General features: G+C 58.7%; 15 protein-coding genes and 5 pseudogenes. 6 read left to right on the forward strand and 14 right to left on the reverse strand.

From position 1 onward, the window contains the following. Positions 1–559 precede the first annotated feature (559 nt). Positions 560–1447 carry a TauD/TfdA dioxygenase family protein gene (locus AC0L2C_RS31565; protein ID WP_473525270.1) on the forward strand — a complete coding sequence of 296 codons (888 nt, stop codon included), beginning with the start codon at positions 560–562 and terminating at the stop codon, positions 1445–1447. A 266-nt stretch (positions 1448–1713) separates the two neighbouring features. Here AC0L2C_RS31565 and AC0L2C_RS31570 read toward each other — a convergent pair whose 3' ends face one another. Then, positions 1714–2091: a transposase gene (locus AC0L2C_RS31570; protein ID WP_473525271.1), complete on the reverse strand. Its 378-nt coding sequence runs from the start codon at positions 2089–2091 to the stop codon at positions 1714–1716. Between the two features lie 894 nt (positions 2092–2985). Here AC0L2C_RS31570 and AC0L2C_RS31575 point away from each other — a divergent pair. The 3 pseudogenes from AC0L2C_RS31575 to AC0L2C_RS31585 form a co-directional block, all read left to right on the forward strand. Then, positions 2986–3845, forward strand: a pseudogene (locus AC0L2C_RS31575) (site-specific integrase). A gap of 10 nt (positions 3846–3855) precedes the next feature. Further along, a pseudogene (locus tag AC0L2C_RS31580) lies at positions 3856–5001 on the forward strand (IS91 family transposase); the annotation flags it as partial. Positions 5002–5454: 453 nt separating this feature from the next. Then, positions 5455–5943 (forward strand): annotated as a pseudogene (locus tag AC0L2C_RS31585) (transposase); the annotation flags it as partial. Positions 5944–6056: 113 nt separating this feature from the next. Here the strand turns inward: AC0L2C_RS31585 and AC0L2C_RS31590 are convergent. From AC0L2C_RS31590 to AC0L2C_RS31630, 9 genes and pseudogenes are all read right to left on the reverse strand, one after another. Then, positions 6057–6446: pseudogene (locus AC0L2C_RS31590) on the reverse strand (Rossmann-fold NAD(P)-binding domain-containing protein); the annotation flags it as partial. After that, a complete protein-coding gene (locus AC0L2C_RS31595; protein ID WP_473525272.1) occupies positions 6377–6973 on the reverse strand; it encodes a Glu/Leu/Phe/Val family dehydrogenase in 597 nt (198 codons plus the stop codon). The pseudogene AC0L2C_RS31590 and the gene AC0L2C_RS31595, both read right to left, overlap by 70 nt. After that, complete coding sequence (locus AC0L2C_RS31600; protein ID WP_473525273.1) at positions 6927–7118, reverse strand: hypothetical protein; 192 nt, start codon at positions 7116–7118, stop codon at positions 6927–6929. Before AC0L2C_RS31600 ends, AC0L2C_RS31595 begins: the two co-directional genes overlap by 47 nt. Before the next feature lie 99 nt (positions 7119–7217). Next, positions 7218–8621, reverse strand: coding sequence for an aminotransferase (locus AC0L2C_RS31605; protein WP_473525274.1), 1404 nt, complete (start codon positions 8619–8621; stop codon positions 7218–7220). 671 nt (positions 8622–9292) lie between these two features. Next, positions 9293–10283 (reverse strand): annotated as a pseudogene (locus tag AC0L2C_RS31610) (CapA family protein); the annotation flags it as partial. A gap of 150 nt (positions 10284–10433) precedes the next feature. After that, on the reverse strand, positions 10434–11603 hold the full coding sequence (locus AC0L2C_RS31615; protein ID WP_473525275.1) for a M20 aminoacylase family protein: 1170 nt from the start codon (positions 11601–11603) through the stop codon (positions 10434–10436). A gap of 367 nt (positions 11604–11970) precedes the next feature. Beyond that, positions 11971–13155 (reverse strand): M24 family metallopeptidase, encoded by a 1185-nt coding sequence (locus tag AC0L2C_RS31620; protein ID WP_473525276.1) that lies wholly within the window; start codon positions 13153–13155, stop codon positions 11971–11973. A 957-nt stretch (positions 13156–14112) separates the two neighbouring features. After that, positions 14113–15294, reverse strand: coding sequence for a M20 family metallopeptidase (locus AC0L2C_RS31625; protein WP_473525277.1), 1182 nt, complete (start codon positions 15292–15294; stop codon positions 14113–14115). Positions 15295–15483: 189 nt separating this feature from the next. After that, positions 15484–15882, reverse strand: coding sequence for a transposase (locus AC0L2C_RS31630; protein ID WP_473525278.1), 399 nt, complete (start codon positions 15880–15882; stop codon positions 15484–15486). A 505-nt stretch (positions 15883–16387) separates the two neighbouring features. Here AC0L2C_RS31630 and eutB point away from each other — a divergent pair. Further along, the gene (gene eutB, locus AC0L2C_RS31635; protein ID WP_473525288.1) at positions 16388–17389 is read left to right on the forward strand and encodes a hydroxyectoine utilization dehydratase EutB; all 1002 of its coding nucleotides are present in this window, start codon (positions 16388–16390) and stop codon (positions 17387–17389) included. Beyond that, a complete protein-coding gene (locus tag AC0L2C_RS31640) occupies positions 17383–18366 on the forward strand; it encodes a cyclodeaminase (protein ID WP_473525279.1) in 984 nt (327 codons plus the stop codon). Before eutB ends, AC0L2C_RS31640 begins: the two co-directional genes overlap by 7 nt. A gap of 126 nt (positions 18367–18492) precedes the next feature. Here the strand turns inward: AC0L2C_RS31640 and AC0L2C_RS31645 are convergent, their stop codons facing one another. The 4 genes from AC0L2C_RS31645 to AC0L2C_RS31660 form a co-directional block, all read right to left on the reverse strand. Beyond that, a complete protein-coding gene (locus AC0L2C_RS31645) occupies positions 18493–18726 on the reverse strand; it encodes a hypothetical protein (RefSeq protein ID WP_473525280.1) in 234 nt (77 codons plus the stop codon). A gap of 2 nt (positions 18727–18728) precedes the next feature. Beyond that, a complete protein-coding gene (tnpC, locus tag AC0L2C_RS31650; RefSeq protein WP_473525281.1) occupies positions 18729–20405 on the reverse strand; it encodes an IS66 family transposase in 1677 nt (558 codons plus the stop codon). A 66-nt stretch (positions 20406–20471) separates the two neighbouring features. Beyond that, positions 20472–21170 (reverse strand): IS66 family insertion sequence element accessory protein TnpB, encoded by a 699-nt coding sequence (gene tnpB / locus AC0L2C_RS31655; protein ID WP_473525282.1) that lies wholly within the window; start codon positions 21168–21170, stop codon positions 20472–20474. Positions 21171–21408: 238 nt separating this feature from the next. Beyond that, positions 21409–21807, reverse strand: coding sequence for an antitoxin Xre/MbcA/ParS-like domain-containing protein (locus AC0L2C_RS31660; RefSeq protein WP_473525283.1), 399 nt, complete (start codon positions 21805–21807; stop codon positions 21409–21411). Between the last annotated feature and the right edge of the window lie 234 nt (positions 21808–22041).

Here is a 22041-nt window from a genome sequence, read left to right on the forward strand (position 1 = left end):
CTGAGCACAGGCGCGAGAAGTCGAATGGTCGCCAAGCGCAGTGCGCCAGCGCTTTACGCTTTTTGGCGGCCAGGCGGTCTGCAGCCGAGACGTCGCGGCGGGCTCGCACAGGTGAGATCAACCCACCAGGAGAGATAGGTGCGGCAGCAAATGGAGACATGTTAAAACCACCCAACAGCGAACAGGAGGCAACATCATGAGTAAGTCATCACGATCGAGTACGAGCCAGCGAGAGCCTCTGACCGTGCTTCCCGATCCAATTTCGAAGTGCTTGCGAGGGCCGCGCCGGCCGCTTCTTACAAGAAATCAGTCGCGATCACCTATTGCCGCGGTGGCTTGGGCAGGCGGAGACGTTTGTCCCACAACATCGGAAGATGTGTCACAAAGCGAACGTTGGCTCCGTTGTCTGGTCCCCAGAGTGACATTCTAAGCTGCTCAAGAGCAGCCGACACACGAAAGCAGAATTGCAAGTTTGATCTATGGTTACAGTGCAACAATTCTTGTCACAGTTGAATAGGTTTGCACGTACGAAGAAGACGCAACTTTGGAGAATGCCACCATGAGTGAGATGGAGTTTATCAATAACGTGATTCCAAGTACCGATGTCATTAAATGCACAGCGCGAATCGGCGCTGAAATCGGGAACATCAAGCTGTCGGCCGATTTGCCGGACCAGACCATTGCTGCGATAAACAGTCTTGTGCTTGAGCACAAGGTCATCTTCTTCCGCGACCAGGCTCATCTCGACGACGTCGAGCAGGAGCGCTTTGCTCTTCGTTTCGGGAGGCGTTCGCCATATCCGGAGGGAACGACGCCGATCCTCGACATTGATTCCACAGGCAACGATATCCATGCTGACATTTGGCACATCGATTGGTCCTGCATGGATGCCTATCCCAAAATTTCGGTGCTGCGGGGCGTTGTGATCCCGCCAGTCGGTGGCGACACGGTGTGGTCAAACACGGCAGCCGCGTATCTCGACTTGCCGGTGCCGCTGCGACGGCTGGCCGACGACCTGTGGGCGGTTCACAGCTTCCCCGGATCTTATCTCAGGCCTTCTTCCGAGGCCCTTACCGGGCCGAGGATCGAGACCGAGCATCCCGTCGTACGCGTCCACCCGGAGACCGGCGAGCGCACGCTGGTGCTCGGCGTTTATGTAGCACGTTTCGTTGGCGTCTCGAAATATGACGGCCAGAGGCTATTCGATCTATTTGAGTCTCATATCACCGCGCAAGAAAACACGGTGCGGTGGAAGTGGAAGCAGGGTGATGTCGCTATCTGGGACAACCGAGCCACAATGCATTGTGCAACCAAGGATTACGGGAACCAACGCCGCGTCGTTCGTCGCGCGACCATTGAGGGCGAGGTGCCCGTCAGTGTCGACGGCCGGCACAGCATTACCCGTTTCAAGTTTGTCGGGCAGAAACTGACCCCTAACGAAACTTAGACATGCCCCTCGTGTCAAACGAGGAGACGTGAACGACCGATATCTCAGGGCTCCTGCATCGTTATGAAAGGTGCAGGGCGCGAAAATGATGACAAGCTGGCGGCAATGTTGCGGCTGACGAGTTTGGTATTGGGGTGCCAATCGGCTTTCAAGGAATTTGGTTGGGCGCGCAAGCCTTCCTTTCAGGAAACAGGTTCGGTGCAGCGCGTTCGACGGCCTGGATGATTTGCTACTCGAGCTTCTTCAACCATGATTCGTTCCCCGACTCAGGGATTGGGAGCGGCTCGTTGTTTGCACGCCCAAGGGACCGCAGCGAGTTTGATGTGGTTACGAGCGATGATGCGCCCCAGCCAGGTTTGAGCGACGTTCCGCCGGTCGCGTGACCATCGGATCGTGGACATGGCGCTAATGACGAGGAGCCGGCGGATGGTGCGACCGGCCATCTTGGTGATGCGTCCGAACCGCTGTTTGCTCCCGCTCGAGTTCTGTTGCGGCACGAGGGCAAGCCGAGCCGTGAAGTCGCGGCCTGATCGGAAGCCCCAATGTTTGGAACTCCCGCCAAAATGGCGCTGACGGTGATCAGCCCAAAGCCTGGAACGCTCAGCAACCACGCCGCCTCGGGTTCCGCGCCAATGCTTTCGCATCTGAGCTTCGAGAGCATTGATCTGAGCTGAGGGGGATGAGCTGATCGGCCAGGATATCTAACGTGCTCGCACCGTATCGGGGAGTGTCACGGGAATCGGATATCGTCCTGATGAAAGAACCGACGTGCTAAGGGCCCGCCGCTGCGATTACACCGAACCCCGCCATGTGAGGCCGGATCTGTTGACCAGCGAAACACTGCCGCGAAAGAAGCTCATGTCGTTGCGTCGCACCACCCGCGCTGCTTGTCGAGCCAGTGATTTGATGAAGCGGAACGGACAGCCGCCGCGTCACCGTTTCGCAGATCGCTTCTGTTCGGCAACGTCATTCTTCTGCCGTGCGACATAGGGGCTTTACATACGAAGCTGGAATCATCTTCGCCTCATGGCACAAATCTGCAGTTTGGCGCCCCCAGTGGTGCGACGGCGTGCCCCGATGCCGCCATTTGCCCCAACTAGCACGTAGTTTCCCTGCCTTGTCGGTTCAAGCATGCCGGCTCGCAACATAATTGTCGTCACAAAGCTTCGAATCAGTCTGCTCGCTGACCTCAACCGTCTGGCGACGAGATGTCGGATAACCGATGTCCGTTACCGACCGACAGGGGTGGGCTAGATATGGCTCATTTCGCGATGAAAAATCCCTCTATCCTGCGATTTCGAATCGGCCGCCGACTGTCGAACGTCTCGACGAGTGCACCACCTCCGCCGCAGCTTTCGGTCTCACGATCTATCTAGAGCGGGATGAATTGAGGCTGAATCGAAATAGGATTCCCGAAGGCGAGCAAATCTGATTGAACTAAACCGCTGCCGCGGTAGCTGATGCGGGGTCTGGCCTGAGGAGGCCCCTGTCTGAGAAGTTTTGGTGTCGAGCCAACCTTCCAGACCGGAGAACCCCAGATGGCCCAGATAAGCCCTCTGCGTCAGCGGATGATTGAAGATCTGACGATCCGCAATTTGTCACCGGAGACCCAGCGATCCTACGTGCATCACGTGGCGAAGTTCAGTCGATTTTTTGGACGATCACCCGATCAACTGGGATACGAAGAGGTGCGCGCCTATCAGGCCCACTTAGTGGGCCGAAGGGTCTCGTGGGGCGCGTTGAACCAGACCGTTTGCGCCTTGCGTTTCTTCTACGGCGTGACGCTGGGTCGATCTGATCTGCCTGAGCGGATCGCTTACGCCCGGACGCCGCGCAAGTTGCCGGTCGTGCTGAGCGCCGATGAGGTGGTCGGCTTTCTGCAGGCCGTGAAGGGACGAGGACCCGGGTCGCTCTGATGACCACCTATGCGGTGGGCTTACGCGCCGCGGAGGCGGCGCGTCTGCAGGTGACGGACATCGATAGCAGCCGGATGATCATTCGCATCGAGCAAGGCAAGGGCGGCAAGGACCGCTATGTGATGCTGTCGCCGCAGCTGCTGGTGATTTTGCGCGTCTATTGGCGGTTGACCAAGCCGGGACGATGGCTGTTTCCCCGGCGCGATGGCCGCGGCCCGATCCATCCACAGACCTTGGGGATCGCCTGTCGAGCAGCCTGCGAGTTCCTGGGCGTTGAGAAGCGGGTGACGGTGCACACCCTTCGCCACAGCTTCGCCACCCACCTTTTGGAAGCCGGCACGGACATAAGGATCATCCAGGTCCTGCTGGGCCATCGCAGCCTGGCGACGACGACACTATACGCCCAGGTCTCAACGGCTGTGATCGGCCGGACCGCCAGTCCTTTTGACCAACTCCACATGGAGATCACGCCGCCCGGCTGAGCCGCGAGCCATGCGCCCGGATCTGGAAGTGGCGGATGTATTCCACCGTCACGGGGCTGATTATCGCCGCGACCATGCCGGCCATCTCGGGCGTGTCGAGCGGCGGGTCATGGCCGCGGTGGAGGCGTGCCGGACCGCGGCCTTGGGCGGTCACGCCGAACACGGCACCGACTGCGGCCTCGTGCGGCAAGCCTATAACTCCTGCCGCAACCGCCACTGCCCTAAATGCCAAGGCCTAGCCCGCGCCCAGTGGCTGGCCGAGCGGCAGGCTGAGCTGCTGCCTGTCCCATACTTCCACGTGGTCTTCACCGTCTCGGCCCAGATCGCTGAGATCGCCTTCCAGAACAAGGCGGCGGTCTATGCGATCCTGTTCAAGGCCGCATCCGAAGCCTTGAGGGTGGCGGCGGCCGATACCAGGCATCTGGGCGCCGAGATCGGCATGGTCGCCGTGCTTCATACCTGGGGTCAAAATCTCCACCATCATCCGCATGTCCACTGCGTCGTGCCGGGCGGTGGCCTGTCGCTCGAGCCTGCCCCGGGGAAGGCCGGGGACCGGCGATGGATCGCCTGCCGGCCGGGATTTTTCCTGCCCGTGCGGGTTCTGTCGCGCCTGTTCAGGCGGCTATTCCTGGAGCGCCTGCAGGACGCCTTCGACGCCGGTCAGCTTCGCTTCTTCAGCGATCTCGCCAGCCTGGCCGACCCTGCCACTTTCTGCACCCAACTGGCTGGATTGAAGCGGATCGAATGGGTCGTCTTCGCCAAGCCCCCGTTCGGCGGTCCCGAACAGGTCCTCCCCTATCTGGGCCGCTACACCCATCGCGTCGCCATCGCCAACAGCCGCCTCGTGAGCCTGGACCAGGGAAAGGTCAGCTTCCGCTGGAAAGACTATCGCCACCATGACAAGTCCAAGCACAAGCTCATGACCTTAAGCGCCGACGAGTTCATCCGGCGCTTCCTGCTGCACGCCCTTCCAGACGGATTCCATCGCATCCGCCATTACGGCCTCCTCGCCAACGGCCACCGCGTCGCCAAGCTCGCCCAGTGACGTCTTCTTCTGGCGGTGCCCACGCCGCTGACGCCGGACCCGACCGCCGACTATCGCCAGCGTTACCGCTGTCTCACAGGGCGCTCCCTGGACATCTGTCCGGGCTGCGGCGCCGCCAGGCCTCGCTCGGCCCGATCCCGCGCAAGGCCCCGACCTGGCCAGACACCTCATGACACGCTGCCTACCGACACGCTCTCACCGTCCATCCCGGCGTCTGCTACAGTCGCCGCCGGGCCTTTGCGCGCCGCTAGTCAAAGTCGCAGCCTGGCTGTCGCCAGCAACGCTGCACCTCAGCGTCAACGACCCAATGGCGCCGTCTCTCGCGTCGCAGATGGTCCTGCACCGCGACGACGGGCGACTGCCCCAGAGCGATCGGCGAGCCCGCTCCGGCGCCTCGGACACACTGTCGAGCCCTAAATCCCCATAGCCCCACCCGCCATCCCGCGGTTCAGTTCAATCAGGCTTCAATGTAGTCGCGACCCGTGCGTGCCGGCACAATCGCGCCCGCGACCACACAGAACCCTCCTGATTCAACCTGCTGGCTGGGTCAGGAGCCCGGCATGGATGGGCAAGCCTTACTCGATGGATCTTCGCAGGCGGATGGTAGCGTCGGTTGAGCAGGAGGGCCTGTCGCGACGTCAGGCGGCAGAGCGCTACGGGGTTGGGATCAGCACGGTCATCCGATAGGTGCGCCGCTTGCGCGAGATGAACAAGCTGACACCCGGCAAGATGGGTAGGCACAGACCGAAGAAGATTGCCGGAGAGCATCGGGAGTGCTGTTGGTACGCTGCCGGGCGGCGGAGTTCACACTGCACGGTCTTGTGGCCGAGCTTGGCGATCACGGTTCTGAAGGTCGATTACCGCTCAGTATGGGAGTTCGTTCACGCCGAGAAGCTCAGTCACAAAAAAAGACACTGATCGCCAGTGAGCAGGATCGCCCGGATGTGGCGCGCCGGCGGGCACAGTGGGTAAAGTATCAGGATGGTGTTCATCGACGAAACCTGGACCAAGACCAATATGGCGCCGCTCAGAGGATGGGTGCCGCGCGGCGAGGGCCGTGGCGATCGCATGATTGCGCCTTTCCGGCGCCGCCTCTCCATCAAGCCGAATGGGATATGGGCCAAATTCTTCACCCACTCGAAATAACTCACCACCACACCGCCAGCGTTGACGTAGAGATCGGGAAGGATTATCCCGCCTCGGGATCGTCGTGTTTGATCGGCCTGGAAGGTAACCCGGTCCATTGGCAGCTTCCAACGATGAGGTTCGCCTTGATGCATTCGGCGTTGTCTGGGTGAATGGCGTTCTCCATCGCCGCGGGGATGAAGGACGTCGCATGCTTTGTTGATGCCGTTCATGTCGCCCGGGAAGGATGTGGCACGCTCGAAGCCGAGAATACTGCCGGTGCGCTGTTGATGATGCTTCAGCGCCTCGATGGGAAGGCCTTCGAGGTTCGCGACATATCCGTCGCGCTCGGCAATGGCTACTACCTGAGCGCCATCTTGCTCGGAGAGAAACTTGGCAGCGTGGTAGCCAACATTACCGAATCCCTGCACAATAACGGACGCTCCTTTGAGTTCGCGCCGTCCGGGAATACCCGGGTGCGGGGGTCTCGGAGAAAGCTTTGGATGGGGAACTGTACGCCCCGGCCAGTCGCCTCGGTACGTCCCGCGATTCCGCCCTTCGAGAGCGGTTTTCCTGTAACGCAGACTCGCGCGTTGATGACATCTGTCGGATGGGCGCGGCGGAACTCATCGATCATCCAGGCCATCTCCCGCTCGCCCGTGCCCACGTCCGGAGCCGGCACGTTGAGGCCAGGGCCAATCAGGCCACGTTTATTGAGCTCCTGCGTGAACCGCCGAATGATGCGCTCGAGCTCCTGGGGCGTCCACTCGGGCGGATCGATCTTGAGTGCGCCTTTGGACCCGCCGAAGGGCAGATCATCCAATGAGCACTTGAGCGTCATCAGTGCGGCAAGTGCCTCGACCTTCTCGGCATCGGCATTGTGTTCATATCGAATGCCTCCCTTGACTGGCTCACAGTGCTCGCTGTGGACCGAGCGCCCGCCGGTAAAGCTGTACATGCGGCCACGCAGCAAACCGGACCGTATAGGTGGAGTTGCACTGGATGATCCGTTCCGCCAATCCCTCGGGCAGATCGAGAAACGTTATGGCATGGCAGAAATTCTGGTCGACGCTCTGGAGAAAGCTGGTGTTGGAGGCTAGCAATGCTCACCTCCCAACGTCGGAACATCGAAGCCGACGATTAACTGCGTCTTCACGATCGCCCCTTGATGTCGGATTTGCACTTTTGCCGTTCGAACACAATCAGATTTTCTGACTTTCGCGGATAAGTTCGTCCATAACGAAACGGACGGCGCTTTCAGCGATTGCAACAATCTCCTCGACTTCTGCCTTGGTTGCTACGAGCGGCGGGGCAAAGCCCAAAATGTCCCCGTGCGGCATCGCGCGAGCGATCAGGCCACGGTCACGGGCGGCTTTCGAGATTCGCGCGCCAACCTTGAGTGTCGGATCAAAGCGCCTCCGATTGTTGCGATCCGCCACGAACTCGATTGCGCCCATAAGGCCCACCCCGCGCACTTCACCAACGATCGGCAACTGAGCAAATTTCTCCTCCAGCTGCGCTTGAAAAAACACGCCGACGTCACGAGCATTACCAGGGAGGTCTTCCTTCTCGACGATGTCGAGAACCACGTTGGCCGCGGCGGCGCCGATCGGGTGACCCGAGTAGGTATAGCCGTGCGAGAATGCGCCAACCCTGTCAGCACCGTCTTCCAACACCTGATAGACCTTCTGGCCAACGATCGCCCCGGAGAGCGGGAAGTAAGCTGATGTCAGACCCTTCGCGATCGTAATAAGGTCTGGTTCGATGCCGTAATGCTGCGAGCCGAACATGGAACCCGTTCGGCCAAAGCCGGTGATCACTTCATCGGCGATGAGCAGGACGTCGTGCCTTTTCAGAATGGCCTGGATCGCCTCCCAATACCCTTCCGGCGGAGGCGTGATGCCGCCTGTGCCGAGCACTGGCTCACCGATGAAGGCGCCGACATTGTCCGGACCTAGACGTTCAATCAGCTGGTCAAGCTCGGCGGCGCGGCGAGCGGAGAATTCGCGTTCGGTTTCGCCCTGGGTTGCGCCCCAGTAATGATGAGGAACACCTGTGTGAACGACCTGCGGTAGCGGCAGGTCCATGTGATCGTGATAAAAGCTCATGCCCGTCATCGATCCGGACACAACGCTGCAACCGTGATACCCACGCTCACGCGAGATGATCTTCTTCTTATTCGGCTTGCCGCGCAGGTTGTTGTAATACCAGACAAGCTTGGCCTGGGTCTCGTTGGCGTCCGAGCCGGACATGCCGTAGAAGACTCTGCTCATCTTGCCGGGTGCCATTTTCACAAGGCGATCAGAGAGGATCGTGAGTTCATCCGTCGTGTGCGCCGCATAGGAGTGATAGTAGGCAAGGCGATAGGCCTGGCGCGAGATTGCTTCGGCCACTTCAGCGCGGCCGTAGCCGACATTCACGCAATAAAGACCGGCGAACCCGTCAATCAAGTGGTTGCCATGTGCGTCCTGAATGCGAATGCCCTTGCCCGTCTCGACGATAATAGGATCGCCTAGTTTTCCGGTGGCGAAGTCCTTGAGCTGCGTGAACGGATGCAGGACAGAGTTCCTGTCCTTTTCGCTGATTTCTTTTATGTTGATGGTCACCGGCCTGTCCTTTCAAGCAGCGATATTTTCAAAAGCAGACGTATTTGGCTCGAGATATCGGCTCGGCTATGCTTCGACCCCGCTCGGCAGCGAGAATTTCGCGCCCGATTAAGAAGGCGTCTTGCGCAACACTCCCTGCCAAGTCCACGTCAGTCTCGTCGCATGCGGCAACATCGATAAGCCGTTCGCCGGTTGCCGTTGCCGGATCAACGATTTCAGGCACTCGGCTCCTTTCGGTCCACCGACCACCGATAAGTGGTGCACCCGGCAAGACCGCGCGTTTTGAGCTGCCTTAGTGCCGACGCTGCGAGGCGCTTCATATGTGACTCAAGCAAATTTCCTGCAGACAAAGTATTCCGGACGCGACGCTGCTTAGGAGCGTAATTCACTGACCTTAAGCATGTTTCCTGCCATTTCACCGCAATCCGCGCAGGGTTCGTTCGCGGAATTGATAGCGCAGACGCTATGCGGGGTGCAGCCGATTAAAACGTCATCTACTGTTTCCCTCGACCGCAGGCCTTGGAATTACTGAACGGCCTCAGTTTGTTTCAAAAATTGCTGTTGCCACTCGTTCGGGCAGTTCGCGACCGCGTAGGTTCGCACGAGCTCCATGTTAAGGTAGGCATGGCTGTCGAAGCCGAACTCATGGACCGCATCGGTGGGCGTTTCCTTCAATGGGAGGGAGTCCATGCCGCATCTTTGCCCTCAAGGCGCTCAGGATAATCATCCCCTTCTTTCCTGTTGATGTTGTCCAATGGCAGTCGATCCGCAGCCGATTTCAGAGACTTAGCGGTCCGCAAGGAGCGCCACCCCTCGTCGGCGTCGACATGCGCGCCGGATCGGACGGCGCAGACGGTGGATGTGGTAGGTGCGCGCGAATATAGATGGAACGATCCAACAGCGAATCCATCGGATGCAGGATGCCTACGAGGTCTCCCTGCTTCACTTCGTCCACCGAGCAGCGGGTTCGAATGTGCGCCGCGCGGGCGATCTCAGCTCGTCAGACCAGAGCGTCTCAAAAGTCTGGCTGGACTTCTTTTGACGGAAGGTCGGACACTCGGCTTTTCCCTCAACGAGTCCGAGCGCGATGAGTGCGTTGCGCTTCCAGCTTCGTAGATCACGAGAGCTTCCGGACCCCGACGAAGGTTGCGCAGAATGTCGGCGACTCGCTCGGGTCGGGTTGGTAGCTGTAACTGGCCCAGGTGCCCCTCTTGTACCCCGCTCCAGCGAGCGCGAGGCTTGGATCGCCATGGGTGGGTCTGTAATAGGGCAGCGCATCGCGGACTTGCCTCAAGTTTTCGAGCATCGTCGGAAGGACTACTATGCTTTCTTCCAAACCGAGGGGGTAACGGCCGGGCTGCCCGGCGCCTCGCCGGCAGGGTCGCACGCACGAGACTTGGGAGTAAACGTTGTGGCAAATGAAACGAGGGGCACCCCACCGCGCGGGGTCTCCAGGAACCGGGCAGCGCCGGCTTGTGCAAGATTTTCGCCAACGCCTGCGTAAACGATTCCGTTCTGGTCGAGTGCCCGGCACGTCTCGTTGGCTTCAACACCCCAGTCGAACATATGATTGTTGGCGTAGCTCACCAGGTTGAAGCCCATGGCCTTCAGATCAGGCCCGAGTTCTGGCATGCTGACGTGATATGCGCCCCCGTTCTCGGCCTACAGACCTCGTTGAAGAGCGGATGTTGACCCTTCGCGCAACTGCGACAATCGTGGATCCGTCCGCAACTTAGGTCTCGCTCGATGTGAGGTATGTAAGCCAAGTTCGGCATTGCACCCGACTGCACCTCGCACCCTCCCAACAAACCTTCACACAGGCAGCGCCGACTCTACCAAGTTCACCCAGTAGCCGATTCCATAAGCCAGGGCTTCGTCATTGAAATCATACTGGGGGTTATGCACGGCAGCGGTCGGACCATTGCCAAGGAGAATGTAAGCACCTGGCCGTGCCTCAAGCATATAGGCAAAGTCCTCCGCTCCCATACTTGGCTTAATCTTTTCATCTATGCCGGCAGGCCCCACGAGAGTACGTGCTGCCTTGATAGCCAGATTAGTCTCTTCCGTGTGGTTGAGGGTGACCGGGACGGATCGACGGTACTTGAACTCGACGTCCGCGCCGAATCCGCGCGCGATGCCCTGAGCGCACGCGAAAATCTCTCGTTCGGCAAAATCGCGCAGGCCGGGCACGAAGGTCCTGACGGTTCCGGCGAGGTCAACGTGATCCGGAATGACGTTGTAGGCCTGTGCGGCGTTCAACTTGGTGACGGAGATCACCAGCGACTCCATAGGATCGGTCTTGCGCGAGACCAAGGTTTGCAGGCCAACGATGATCTGTGCGGCAATGACAACGGGATCGATGGTCCGATGCGGAGAGGCCGCATGGCCGCCCCTGCCCTTCACGACGATATCGAAGTCGTCCTGCGATGCCATGATCGCGCCATGGCAGATGCCGAATTTGCCGACTTCCATGCCTGGCTGCGTATGCATGCCAAAAACCTGGGATATGCTGAAACGGTCCATGACCCCTTCCTGGACCATCCTTAGCCCCCCCGATGGAAGTTCTACTTCTTCGGCTGGCTGGAAGATCAAGGCGACAGAACCCTTGAAGTTGCGCGTAGACGCCAGGTACTTCGCGGCGCCCAGCAACATGGCGGTGTGACCGTCATGGCCGCATGCATGCATTTTGCCTGGTATTTTCGATGACCAGGATCTGTTCGAGGCCTCAACAATTGGTAGGGCATCCATGTCCGCCCGCAATCCGATGGTCGGCCCGTCTCCGCCTTCGCCCTGAATCAATGCGACGATGCCGGTTTCAGCGATGCCCGTTTCGATGTGATTGATGCCGAACGAAGCCAGTTTCTCTGTCACGAATCTCGCTGTGTTGTCCAACCGATAGTCGAGCTCGGGATTTTCATGGAGGTAGCGGCGCCACTCGGTCGCCTCGCGCTGCAGACCGCAGAGTATTTCAATGCTGTGCATGTCAGACTCCAACTTAGTATCATGTGAAAATGAGCATGCACTCAGGTTTCTGCGCCGCTCTTGTTTGGCTCCGGTGAAGTCCGGAGGTGGCTGTTCACGCTAACCCTCGTCAGCGACCGCAGTAACTTTTATTTCGTTTCGGTTCCGAATGCCCCTGCTCGCCGGAGGGCGGGCAACAACGCGGCCGCCCCAACTGCACCCACGGTGATGCGGACGCTCTGATTAGCGGTGGTCACTGATTGTCATGGGTTGAATTCCATCTAATTAGGAGTCTTCACGCGGGCGTTGGCACTTAGGAGTTCGCCGTCATCTAGCCGGCTCGGCTAGACAGGCCGCCTCTGCCGACACAAGGCTAGTAAGAATCCACCTAAGCCGCAGAGGGCATTTCAAAAAGCTGCCGTGGCGCACTCGTTAATACTTCAACTCCCGACTCGGTCACACGTATGGACTCGCTGATTAGATACCCAAAATCTTCCTCGATCGCCCAATTACCCAAATGCAAATGGAAAGTCATGTTCGGCCTCAGCACTGTCAGATCCCCTTCCTTTAGACTGGCTGTCATCTCCATCCAATCAATTCCAATGGGATAGCCACAGCGCGAATCCTTCTTGAGGCCCATCTTCTCCAGAGTGCCATAAATTGCTTGGGCAACGTCATGGCAGGTGCGTCCCGCACGGACGGCGCCTAGCCCAGCTTCAAGACCGGCTACCTCAGCCTCATGCACTCGACGAAGACGATCAGAGGGTCGGCCAATTGAGAAGGTCCGGCTCATTGGCGCCGTGTACCCATGTCGGACGCCAGCGATCTCAAGATTCACCTGGGACCCTCGGCGGAGGACATCCTCGGTCCATGTGATGTGGGCTGCACCAGTGCGAGGTGAAGTAATAAAGTAGGGAGTTGCCAACCACGTCCCAGGCTTCCCATTAGCGCCGCGCACCAGCGTTTTCATGATCTCGGAAACGGCGTCGACTTCGCGCACTCCAGCACGGATTACTTCCGAGGCCCGCGTGATACCCGCGTCAGTGATAGCCGCCGCCTCCCTCATCCGGGATATTTCGAGATCAGATTTGACCATGCGGATCCAGGTTATGGCCCTGGTGCAATCCACTATCCTCGCGCGGGTTAGTCGAGCCTTGAACTTTTCCGCCGAAGGCGCAAACAGCCCACCTATTTCGAGCCCCACACCACGATTCGACAGGCCGACATCGATGACGAAATCGATTATCGCGTCGTAGCCATCGACGTCAGGACCGCCGACCAATGCTTCTGGGTAACCAATTACCTTATCGCGCTCCATGAACGTCTCATGCAGGGCCGCCGGCGCATCCATCTTACGCAAGATGAACGTGGGCTCCTCTTGGTGAATCGAAACCACTATTGCTTGCGGAACATAGGCAGATTTGGCGGTGTAGCCGGTGAGGTAGGTGATGTTCGAGCGGTCGGTAACCACTAGCGCGTCGATATCCCGTTGCGCCATCTCCGCTTTCACTGCGCCGAGCCTGCACAGGTACTCTGTTCGGGGAAACGCCTGTGGTGCCTTGTCGATGTTCACGTTCTCATTCCATTAAGATTTCGAGTCGACGCGGCGACCAACGGATGGTGATAGTTGCAAGCATCACCGAGTTCTCTGGTAAAATGGCTTCAGATTTCGACCAATATTGCAGTAATAATGCCGAAGGGTCGACTTCTCTGATGGAATTATGCATCTCGGACGATCCGCTTATTCTAGGGACCCCGGTGCGCGCAGGGCGGTACAACAGTGGCCGGCTACTGTGGCAGTTCGTAAGCGGTCTGCTGATGGTGTTTCACAGCAAGATAAGGCGCTTAACAAATTTGTGGGTAGAACTGCTGCAAGGTCCAAATTCAAGGTTGAGGCAGTGAGGCTGAGAAAGTGACCGGACTGTCGCTCGAGCTCAAGCGGTGCGCAACGGGTTGCGCAGATGAAGGTGATAGTTTGGGGCACTGGCCGGCTACGAGGTCGGAGCCAACCGCGGCCACGGCGCCCACACCCGCCACGATAGGTGCGTCTCGGGTTTGCGGATAATTCCAAGCCTACCCGACGCGCCGAATTACCGCTTCTTAGGGGACATCTTGCGGCGATCGTATCTAGAAGCATCGTCAGATGCAGAACACAGACGCGAATGTTCACCTGGTGTAGCGGAGCGGCTATCGACTGTCTAAGCGATAATGACCGGTGTGACGATTGCTTCTTCAAATCTGTTAGGCGATATGGTCAAGAGCCTTTGTGAGGCTGAGAATTCAGAAACCGCTCGGGCAACCCTTCTGGACCTAGCACCTCCGCATATCGAATATTGCCGATGAACCACTCTGGTGGAGAAAAGCTGGATGCTAAAGAAACGAAGCCTGTCTGGGGGTATGTGGAGGCCCGCAAATCGAAGTTCCACGAGCCAAGCGACAGGATGCAGGGAGCGGAGGCCGTCCACCACATCAGGTCACGATCATCATATATACTTCCCAGTTTCGAACCGCTGTCTAGAACTCGCTCTAGCTAGGAATGAAGGAGTTCCCAACAATACCGGATAGCCAGCTCTGTTGTCGGCACCAGAATTTCGTCGGAGGCCCCGAAGGTGGGCGTGTGGATGCCGGACTCGTTGCCTGGCTCTCGACTGCCAAACCAGAAATACATCGAAGGCACGCAGCTGGAGTAAAAGCCGAAATCATCGCTGCCTGTGCTCGCCGCTCCTTCAACATACTTTTCGTCGCCCACGGACTGGACGACAAGCTGGCGGAAGCGTTCGACCATCGGGGCGTCGTTGACCACGGGAGGGTCGCCCTCTTGAGAGGTGAAATCCGCCTTGCCCCGATGCATCGCGGCGACACCCTCGGCTATTTCGCGGACGCGACGCACCAACAGCCGCCGCCGCTCGGGACTGGCTGTTCGGATCGTTCCTGTCATGACGACCGACGGGCAGATAATGTTCCTCGCCTCGCCCCCGTGGATAGTGCCTATCGTTACGACGGCGCGGTCGTCCACCGGCATTTCCCGGGACACCACCTTCTGGACTTCATTGATGAAGGCGCCAGCGATTGCAATCGCATCCACCCCAGCATTCGGCTTCGCGCCATGCGCCATGGTGCCAATAAGCTCGACCTCAAATTTGTCGGCTGAATTCATCACAGCTCCCGCCCTTGCGCCGTAGGATCCTGCTTGAATATCCGTGCGAACGTGAAACCCAACTGCGGCATTAAATCCCTCGAGCAGCTTCTCTTTCACAACAGTGCGACCGCCGACCGGTTCCTCTTCTTCCGCAGGCTGAAAAAACACGCGCACTCTACCGGAAAAGTTCTCTCGCATGCGGTGAAAGGCAAGAGCCGTGCCCAAGGCGATCGATGCGTGCATATCGTGGCCGCACGCGTGCATCACACCAGGCACCCGGGACTTGTATGATAGGTCGTCGCGGCTTTCCTGGATCGGCAGGGCATCAATGTCCCCGCGCAGTGCGATCGAACGATTTGGCCCGGCAGCAAGCCCCTGAATATCAATGTAGACGCCGGTCTTGTGGAACGTCTTCGCTTCGGGCAGGCCGAAGCTCTCTAGCGTTGCGATAATCCTCTTTTGCGTCTTCCACTCCTTGTTCGAGAGTTCCGGCTCGCGATGCATGGCGTGACGCATCTCGATCACCACTTCACGCTCGACTTCGGAGAGTAAGTTGTTGGTAAGAACGTTCATTTTGAGCTCGCGTCACTTCATTCGATGTCTTTGCCTGATGCGAACGCTAACAATAACGAAGCAGTGAAAAACGTCGATTTGCGAGCCCCGCACGCAGAGATCCTGCAAAACGCCGAGCAAAAGCCCACTACCTCGCTAGCCGCGGCGTTGCGCCACAATTGATGAAAGCTCCTTCTACGTGAGAGTTCATCATGCGGCCCAAGCCCTGAGAGAAGATCGGTCTGCCATTTGTCTGCGCTGGCGCGTCTGCATAACGGCTTCTTCACCCAGGCATAAAATACGCTCGAATAGACACGCATAAGACGGCAAATCGTCCGCACCGAAAACTGCAGGCGATGCAAGGCAATGAACGCGTACCTCGGTGACACGGGCCAGTTCTCCTTTCAGCCGCCTGACCTCCTCGGCCTCGTCGCTGCTCTTGGCATTCGACGCTGCGAACTTTCTTCCATCATTGATCGAATGCTGGCTGACACCCAGCCGCTGCGAAACCTTCGAAACCGGATAGCCCCGCTCGCTGATCTGGCGCACTGCGTCACGCTTGAACTCGTCGCTGAAATTGGCTGGCCCATGAAGGCTTCCTTGCCTCATTATTAGGGAAGAAGGCACAAATCTAGGGGCTATTCAGTCCCGCAGCCAGCACAGCACTTTAGGCTGTCATCAGCCGATTTCCATCGCGCCAAATGAACTCAGGAGCAGCTCACGGTGTTATACTATGATGCCAACATCATCGGAGGCGTCATGGACATCGAACCGTACGAGATCTATCACCTGAGTGATGCGCTGGTTAGCGTGCCCACTGGCGAATGGCTACGAGCTTGAAGGGGCGGACCCACCAGTCTCATCTGAGAACTTCATATTCTGCGGCCGTAAAAGAGCGCACCCTACGCCGTTTGTGAGGCCACCTGCCTGTTTTCGGCGCACCTAATCATTTTGCGCCTAAAACCCGAGCCATCGTGCACAATAACGCCTGAAAGGCGCGCACTATTGCGGCATACTTGAACTTAATGTCACCGCTCATCGGGAACTCAACCAATTAAGTTTAAGGGAAGCTGAAGTGGAGAGAATAAATTCAGCAAGGGGCGACCGGCAATCAATCGTGCGGATCTCGGCGAACGCACTGTCCGAAGTGCTTAAGGCACAAAGACGAATTCGCGAGCACATTATCGAAACGCCAACTGTATACTCAACAGGACTCTCTGGTCTTTGTGGTGCCGAAGTGTTCCTCAAGATGGAACATCACCAGACAACCGGCAGCTTCAAGTTGCGGGGAGCGACAAACGCGATTTTGCAGCTGACAGAGCAGGAGCTAAGTCGGGGAGTTGCCACTGCGTCGACTGGCAACCACGGTCGCGCCGTTGCCTATGCTGCGAAAACAGCCGGTTCATTCGCGACAATCTGTATGTCTAGATTAGTTCCGGAAAACAAAATTTCTGAGATTAGACAGTTGGGCGCGGACGTACGGATTGTCGGCAGTTCTTACGACGAGGCGGAGAGCGAGCTTGATCGGCTAGTTACCGAAGAGGGGCGCGTGATTGTGCATCCGTCCGATGATGCCGCTATCATAGCCGGGCAGGGTACCATTGGACTCGAGATTGTGGAGGCAGTGCCAAATGTCGGTACTGTGCTCGTTCCTTTGGGGAGCGGAGGACTGTCGGCGGGAATCGCGTCAGCCGTTAAGGGCATGCGGCAACACGCGCGGGTCATAGGACTCACCATGGAACGAGGGGCGGCTATGAAGGCCAGCCTTGAGGCTGGCCATCCCGTGCAGGTCAAAGAATGCGAGAGTTTAGCGGATGCTCTCTGTGGAGGCATAGGCTTAAACAACAAGTTGACGTTCTCGATGTGTCGCGACCTTCTCGACGATGTGATCTTGCTCAGTGAAAGTGAGATCTATGCGGGCATACACTATGCTTACAAGCATGAGAATGAGGTTGTTGAAGGAGCGGGTGGGATAGGCATCGCGTCACTGCTTGCGCGCAAAATCCCGAGCATACAAGGGCCGGTCGTGGTCGTGCTATCCGGCCGCAACATTAGTTTGGAGTTGCACCGCCGTGTTATAGAGGGCGGGCATGTCCCATTTGGAGAGACGTGGTGATGGTAATGATCATAACTGAGCGCGAGCTGAGGACGCTTGTGCCGCTCGATCGCGCGACCGTGCATTGTGTAGAACGTGCATTTCATGCTCTCTCTACAAAGCAAGTAGAGATGCCACCAATCCTCCGGCTTAATATTGCCGATCATCAGGGCGAGGTGGACGTAAAGACCGCTTACATACCAGGTGATGATTATTTTGCCGTGAAGATTGGGTCTGGCTTCTTTGAGAACCCGAAAGTCGGGCTGCCGAGTTCAGGCGGTATGATGGCACTTCTCTCCAGCGAAACTGGCACTCCTCAGGCGATCCTGCTGGACAATGGTTATCTTACGGATATCCGTACGGCGGCAGCAGGTGCCGTGGCAGCACAGTACCTCGGACGTGAGAATGCTGCCGTGGCTGCGATCATTGGAGCAGGCGTGCAGGCTGAGTTGCAGCTGGAGGCACTGATGCTGGTGCGCTCGATCAAGGAGGCGCGAATCTGGGCTCGCGACTTCCTCAAAGCGAAAGGACTTGCTGAAAAGCTTTCAAGGAAGCTCAGTCTATCGGTAATTCCTTACGAGGATCCCGCTCTCGCCGTATGTGGCTCGGATATCATTGTCACGACAACACCTGCGAGCAGTCCAATCCTAAGCGCTGCATGGCTCGAGCCGGGACAGCATGTTACAGCGATGGGCTCGGATGCTGAACATAAGAACGAGATTGAGGCCGCCGCGATTGCCCGCGCTGATCTCTACGTGGCGGATAGTTTGCGGCAGACGAGAAGACTAGGTGAATTGCACCATGCATTGGCCTCGGGGCTGATTTCCGACACGTTCGCTTTTCTCGAACTTGGAGACATCATCGCCGGAAAAAAAACGGGGCGCTCAAACAGCGCGCAGATTAGTATAGCCGATCTTACCGGTACCGGTGTTCAAGACACTGCGATTGCCGCATTTGCCTTTCAGCGTGCGAAAGCAGTCGGCGAGACGTTAGCCTGACGCTGATATCATACGTCGGCACAGATGAGAAACTACCGTTAATTTAATTCAGGAGTACGCATCCGGTGAAGATCGTAGACGTGCGTATCCGGCGGCCATGAGCACCTGAGCACCGCGGTGCTGGGGTCAAGAGCTCGATGGGAGACGCGATGATATTCTTCGAGGAGGAGTTTTGACTTCCTCGATGCCTTCATCGGTGAATGCCAAGATCCCGTCGTCATCATTGGCGCCGTACACCCAGATGACGCCGTCCTCGGGCTCGAGACCGAGGGTCCGTTCCTGAATGAGCGCTTCGCTGACGCCGAGTTCCCTGGCGACACGTTCGACGGTGTAGACGTGATGCACCTTATTGCGCTGCATGATCAGGTCGCCGCTGGTTGGGGTCGCAGTTTTGCGGATCTCCAATTCCACGGCAGCAAGTCATCGATGTGATGAGCCGGATAGGCGGGCAGTCGGGCGAGGACGTCGGCGAGCCAAACCTGAGGGTCGATATCATTCATCTTGGCGCTGACGATCAGGCTGTAGAGAATGGCAGCGCGCTGTCCGCCGCGATCGGAACCGCAGAACAGCCAGGACTTTCTGCCGAGAGCGATGCCGCGCAGGGCTCGCTCGGCTGCATTGTTCGATAGGCAAATCCGGCCATCGTCGAGGAACCGGATGAAGGATGACCAGCGGCGCAGCATGTAGTTGAAGGCCTTGGTCAGGTCGTGCCCGCGCGAGAGCTTGTCGCGCGTCTCGATCATCCAGCGCTCGAGCTCGGTGACCAGCGGCACGCTCCGCTCCTGGCGCACGGCGTGGCGTTGGGCCGGCGACAGGCCGTTGATCGCGCGCTCGATATCGAACAGGGCATCGATGCGCTTCACGGCTTCAACCGCTAGCGGGTAGACCAGATTGGGCTTGTCGCCGCGCGCCTTCTTGCGCGCCGCCGCTTCGATATCAGCGAGCTCGAACACTTTGCGCCGGCTGTGAGCCCAACAGCTGGCTTCCAAAACAGGCGTCGGCTGACGACCCGTCGCATAGAGCTCGCCATAACCGCCAAAGGCATCGGCCTGCAGAATACCGCTCCAGCCGGCGAAATGCGCCGCGGGATGTTCCCCTCGACGATCGCGGGAATAATAGAACACCGCCGCCGGCGGATCGGCGCCGCCGAACAGTCGGTCATCGCGCACATACGTCCATAATCGGCCGGTATCGGTCTTGCCCTTGGCCAGGACTGGCACCGTCGTGTCGTCGCCGTGCAGACATGAAGCGGCCAGCACATGGGCTTCGAGCCGCTTGAACAGCGGCATCAGCCCCGCGGCGCCGGCGCCGACCTGGTCGGCGAGCGTCGACAGGCTGAGCGGCACACCTTCGCGGGCATAGCGTTCGGCCTGGCGGTTGAGCGGCTGATGCTGTCCGAACTTCTCGAACAGGATCATCGCCAGCAGGCCGGGACCGGCCCAGCCGCGCGGGGTGGCGTGGAACGGCGGCGGAGCCTGGCTGATCGCCTCGCAGTCGCGGCAGGTGAACTTCTCCCGCACATGTTGGATCACCTTCCATTGCCGCGGCACCACCTCCAGCGTCTCGGTGATGTCCTCACCCAGCTTGCGCAGCCGATGACCGCCGCAGCAGTGGCAAGCGGTCGGCGCCGGCTCGATCATGCGTTCGCGCGGCAGATGCTCGGGAAATGGTTGGCGCGCCGGTCGTTTGCGCACATAAGGCGCCACCTCGGTGGTGCGAGCTGCGGCCTGTTCGGCGGCGATCTCGTCTTCCGTCGCCGTGCTCTCGAGCTCCTCGAAGGTGAGCTCCATTTGGTCGTGCAGGCGGGCTGAGCGTTCAGAACTCTGACCATGCGGCGCCCGCTGCAGCTTCCGGATCGTCAGATGCTGATGCGCGATCAGCGCCGCATCATCCGATGCCTTGGCCCTAGCGACCGCCAGTTCGGCCTCGACCAGCGCAGCGCGCGCCGCCTCGTCTTCGGCTCTGGCCAGCGCCGCGGTCAGCGCTGCTCTCAGCGCGCCGATATCGTCCGGAACAGCATCCTGGGCGGTGGCAACCATGCCCTGGAGTGAATCGTAAAACGCGTCCGCTGACTCGCGGAAAATGTCGCAAACCCAAACAAAAACTCAGCCCGCGCGCTGGGGGCGGAACGTGTGACGCGGGTTGCGCCAATCGATGCCGTCGAGCATGTAGGCGAGCTGCGCCGGTGATATGGAAACCGTACCGTCCGCCGGCGACGGCCATAGGAACCGTCCCTTCTCGAGCCGTTTTGCATACAGCGACATGCCGAGCCCATCATGCCAGATGATCTTGATCAGATTGCCGCTGCGGCCGCGGAAGACATAAAGATCGCCGGCATGCGGGTCCCGGCCCAACATCTCCTGAACCTGCAGAGCGAGGCCTTGCATCCCGCGACGCATATCGGTCCGGCCGACCGCCAACCAGATCCGCACCTGGCTCGGGACCGGGATCATGAAACGCCCAGCGCCTTCACCATCGCCGCCGCCAGTGTCAGCGGTGTGCTCAGCGGAATCCGCAACCGCACCTTGCCGGCGATCTCCAGCTCGATCACCGCTGGGGATGCCGCCGGTCACGAAACGGCGGACAGGCTCATCGGGAGCCACGACAACTTCGGCAAAGCCCGTCTCGCGGGCTCTGACCGTGCGGCGCCACTTATAGATCTGGCTGGTCGCGACATCGTACTGACGCGCCACCGCCGCCACTGTGGACCCGGGCGCGAATGCCGCGGCCAGCATCCGGCGCTGATCCTCTTCACTCCAACGACGACGACGCTCCGGCCCCGTCAATAACGTCACATGGCTCATGCTGTGCTGCTAACTACGCTCGTAAGGACGACCTTAAGAGCGCAACCTCGCTATCGTAACATGCTCGCGCAAGGCGGCCCTCGCCGGAGGCGTACATTCAGGATACGGCAGCGTGTCTGACTCTAGATCTAGTCTGGCGCTCGACGATCGCCACATGGCCGCGTCAGCAGCTGGATATACTGCACCTAAGCAGGTTGCGGGTTGTCTCGCCCCGCAACCTGTGCGGCTGCAGATAGCATCAACACCATGCAATGCGCGGCGCATACCTCAGTGCGCGGGTAACACGACGTCGTCCTTGAAGCCGCTGCCACCAATGCAATGTGGAGCGCGGTATTCCAAAATGTTTTTCCAGATGTGTTGGTCCTGCAATCTGACCCGCCCAGTTTTCAATGCGCATGCCATCTCTTTGATGATTTTTTTGCGCTTCTTGAACCACAGAGCCAGGCGCGTCCTCCACTGACCGCCCACGAATCCGCCTTGCGGGCATTAGCATCGAGGCGTTGCGCTCTTCGGCCGCGAACCTGTGGACGAATTCGAAAGCCAAGGCGATTAATTCGTCAGCAGGACGAAATAAATGAGTAACAGCAGTTTCTTCAGCTTCAATGCACGACGAGATTGAACTCCGTTCCCGCCTCATTGTAGCGCTGAAGCTCTTTCATAACCAAGGTTGAAAGCTCTTCCCGAATTTAGTTTCCAGTATCGCTTGATCCAGTCATGGTGGTTTTCCGGCGGCGCTCGCGTCTAGGTGCTGCAGAAAGAGCGTGAAATATTTGTCTTTTAGGCACTATTGATCCGTCGACCGTGAACAATCTTGACCGCTGAGCGGCAAGCTGCTTCGGCCGGTTCAGGAACGCGGCGATCAAGAGCCACA

This window comes from Mesorhizobium sp. WSM4845 (assembly GCF_055811455.1).

Excerpts from the sequence above, each read along its gene's own strand:
- AC0L2C_RS31565 (WP_473525270.1), top strand. The coding sequence starts at position 560 with ATGAGTGAGATGGAGTTTATCAATAACGTGATTCCAAGTACCGATGTC.
- AC0L2C_RS31570 (WP_473525271.1), bottom strand. The coding sequence starts at position 2,091 with ATGCGAAAGCATTGGCGCGGAACCCGAGGCGGCGTGGTTGCTGAGCGT.
- AC0L2C_RS31595 (WP_473525272.1), bottom strand. The coding sequence starts at position 6,973 with ATGTACAGCTTTACCGGCGGGCGCTCGGTCCACAGCGAGCACTGTGAG.
- AC0L2C_RS31615 (WP_473525275.1), bottom strand. The coding sequence starts at position 11,603 with ATGCACAGCATTGAAATACTCTGCGGTCTGCAGCGCGAGGCGACCGAG.
- AC0L2C_RS31625 (WP_473525277.1), bottom strand. The coding sequence starts at position 15,294 with ATGAACGTTCTTACCAACAACTTACTCTCCGAAGTCGAGCGTGAAGTG.
- AC0L2C_RS31630 (WP_473525278.1), bottom strand. The coding sequence starts at position 15,882 with ATGAGGCAAGGAAGCCTTCATGGGCCAGCCAATTTCAGCGACGAGTTC.
- AC0L2C_RS31645 (WP_473525280.1), bottom strand. The coding sequence starts at position 18,726 with ATGCAGCGCAATAAGGTGCATCACGTCTACACCGTCGAACGTGTCGCC.
- tnpC (WP_473525281.1), bottom strand. The coding sequence starts at position 20,405 with ATGGTTGCCACCGCCCAGGATGCTGTTCCGGACGATATCGGCGCGCTG.
- tnpB (WP_473525282.1), bottom strand. The coding sequence starts at position 21,170 with ATGAGCCATGTGACGTTATTGACGGGGCCGGAGCGTCGTCGTCGTTGG.
- AC0L2C_RS31660 (WP_473525283.1), bottom strand. The coding sequence starts at position 21,807 with ATGAGGCGGGAACGGAGTTCAATCTCGTCGTGCATTGAAGCTGAAGAA.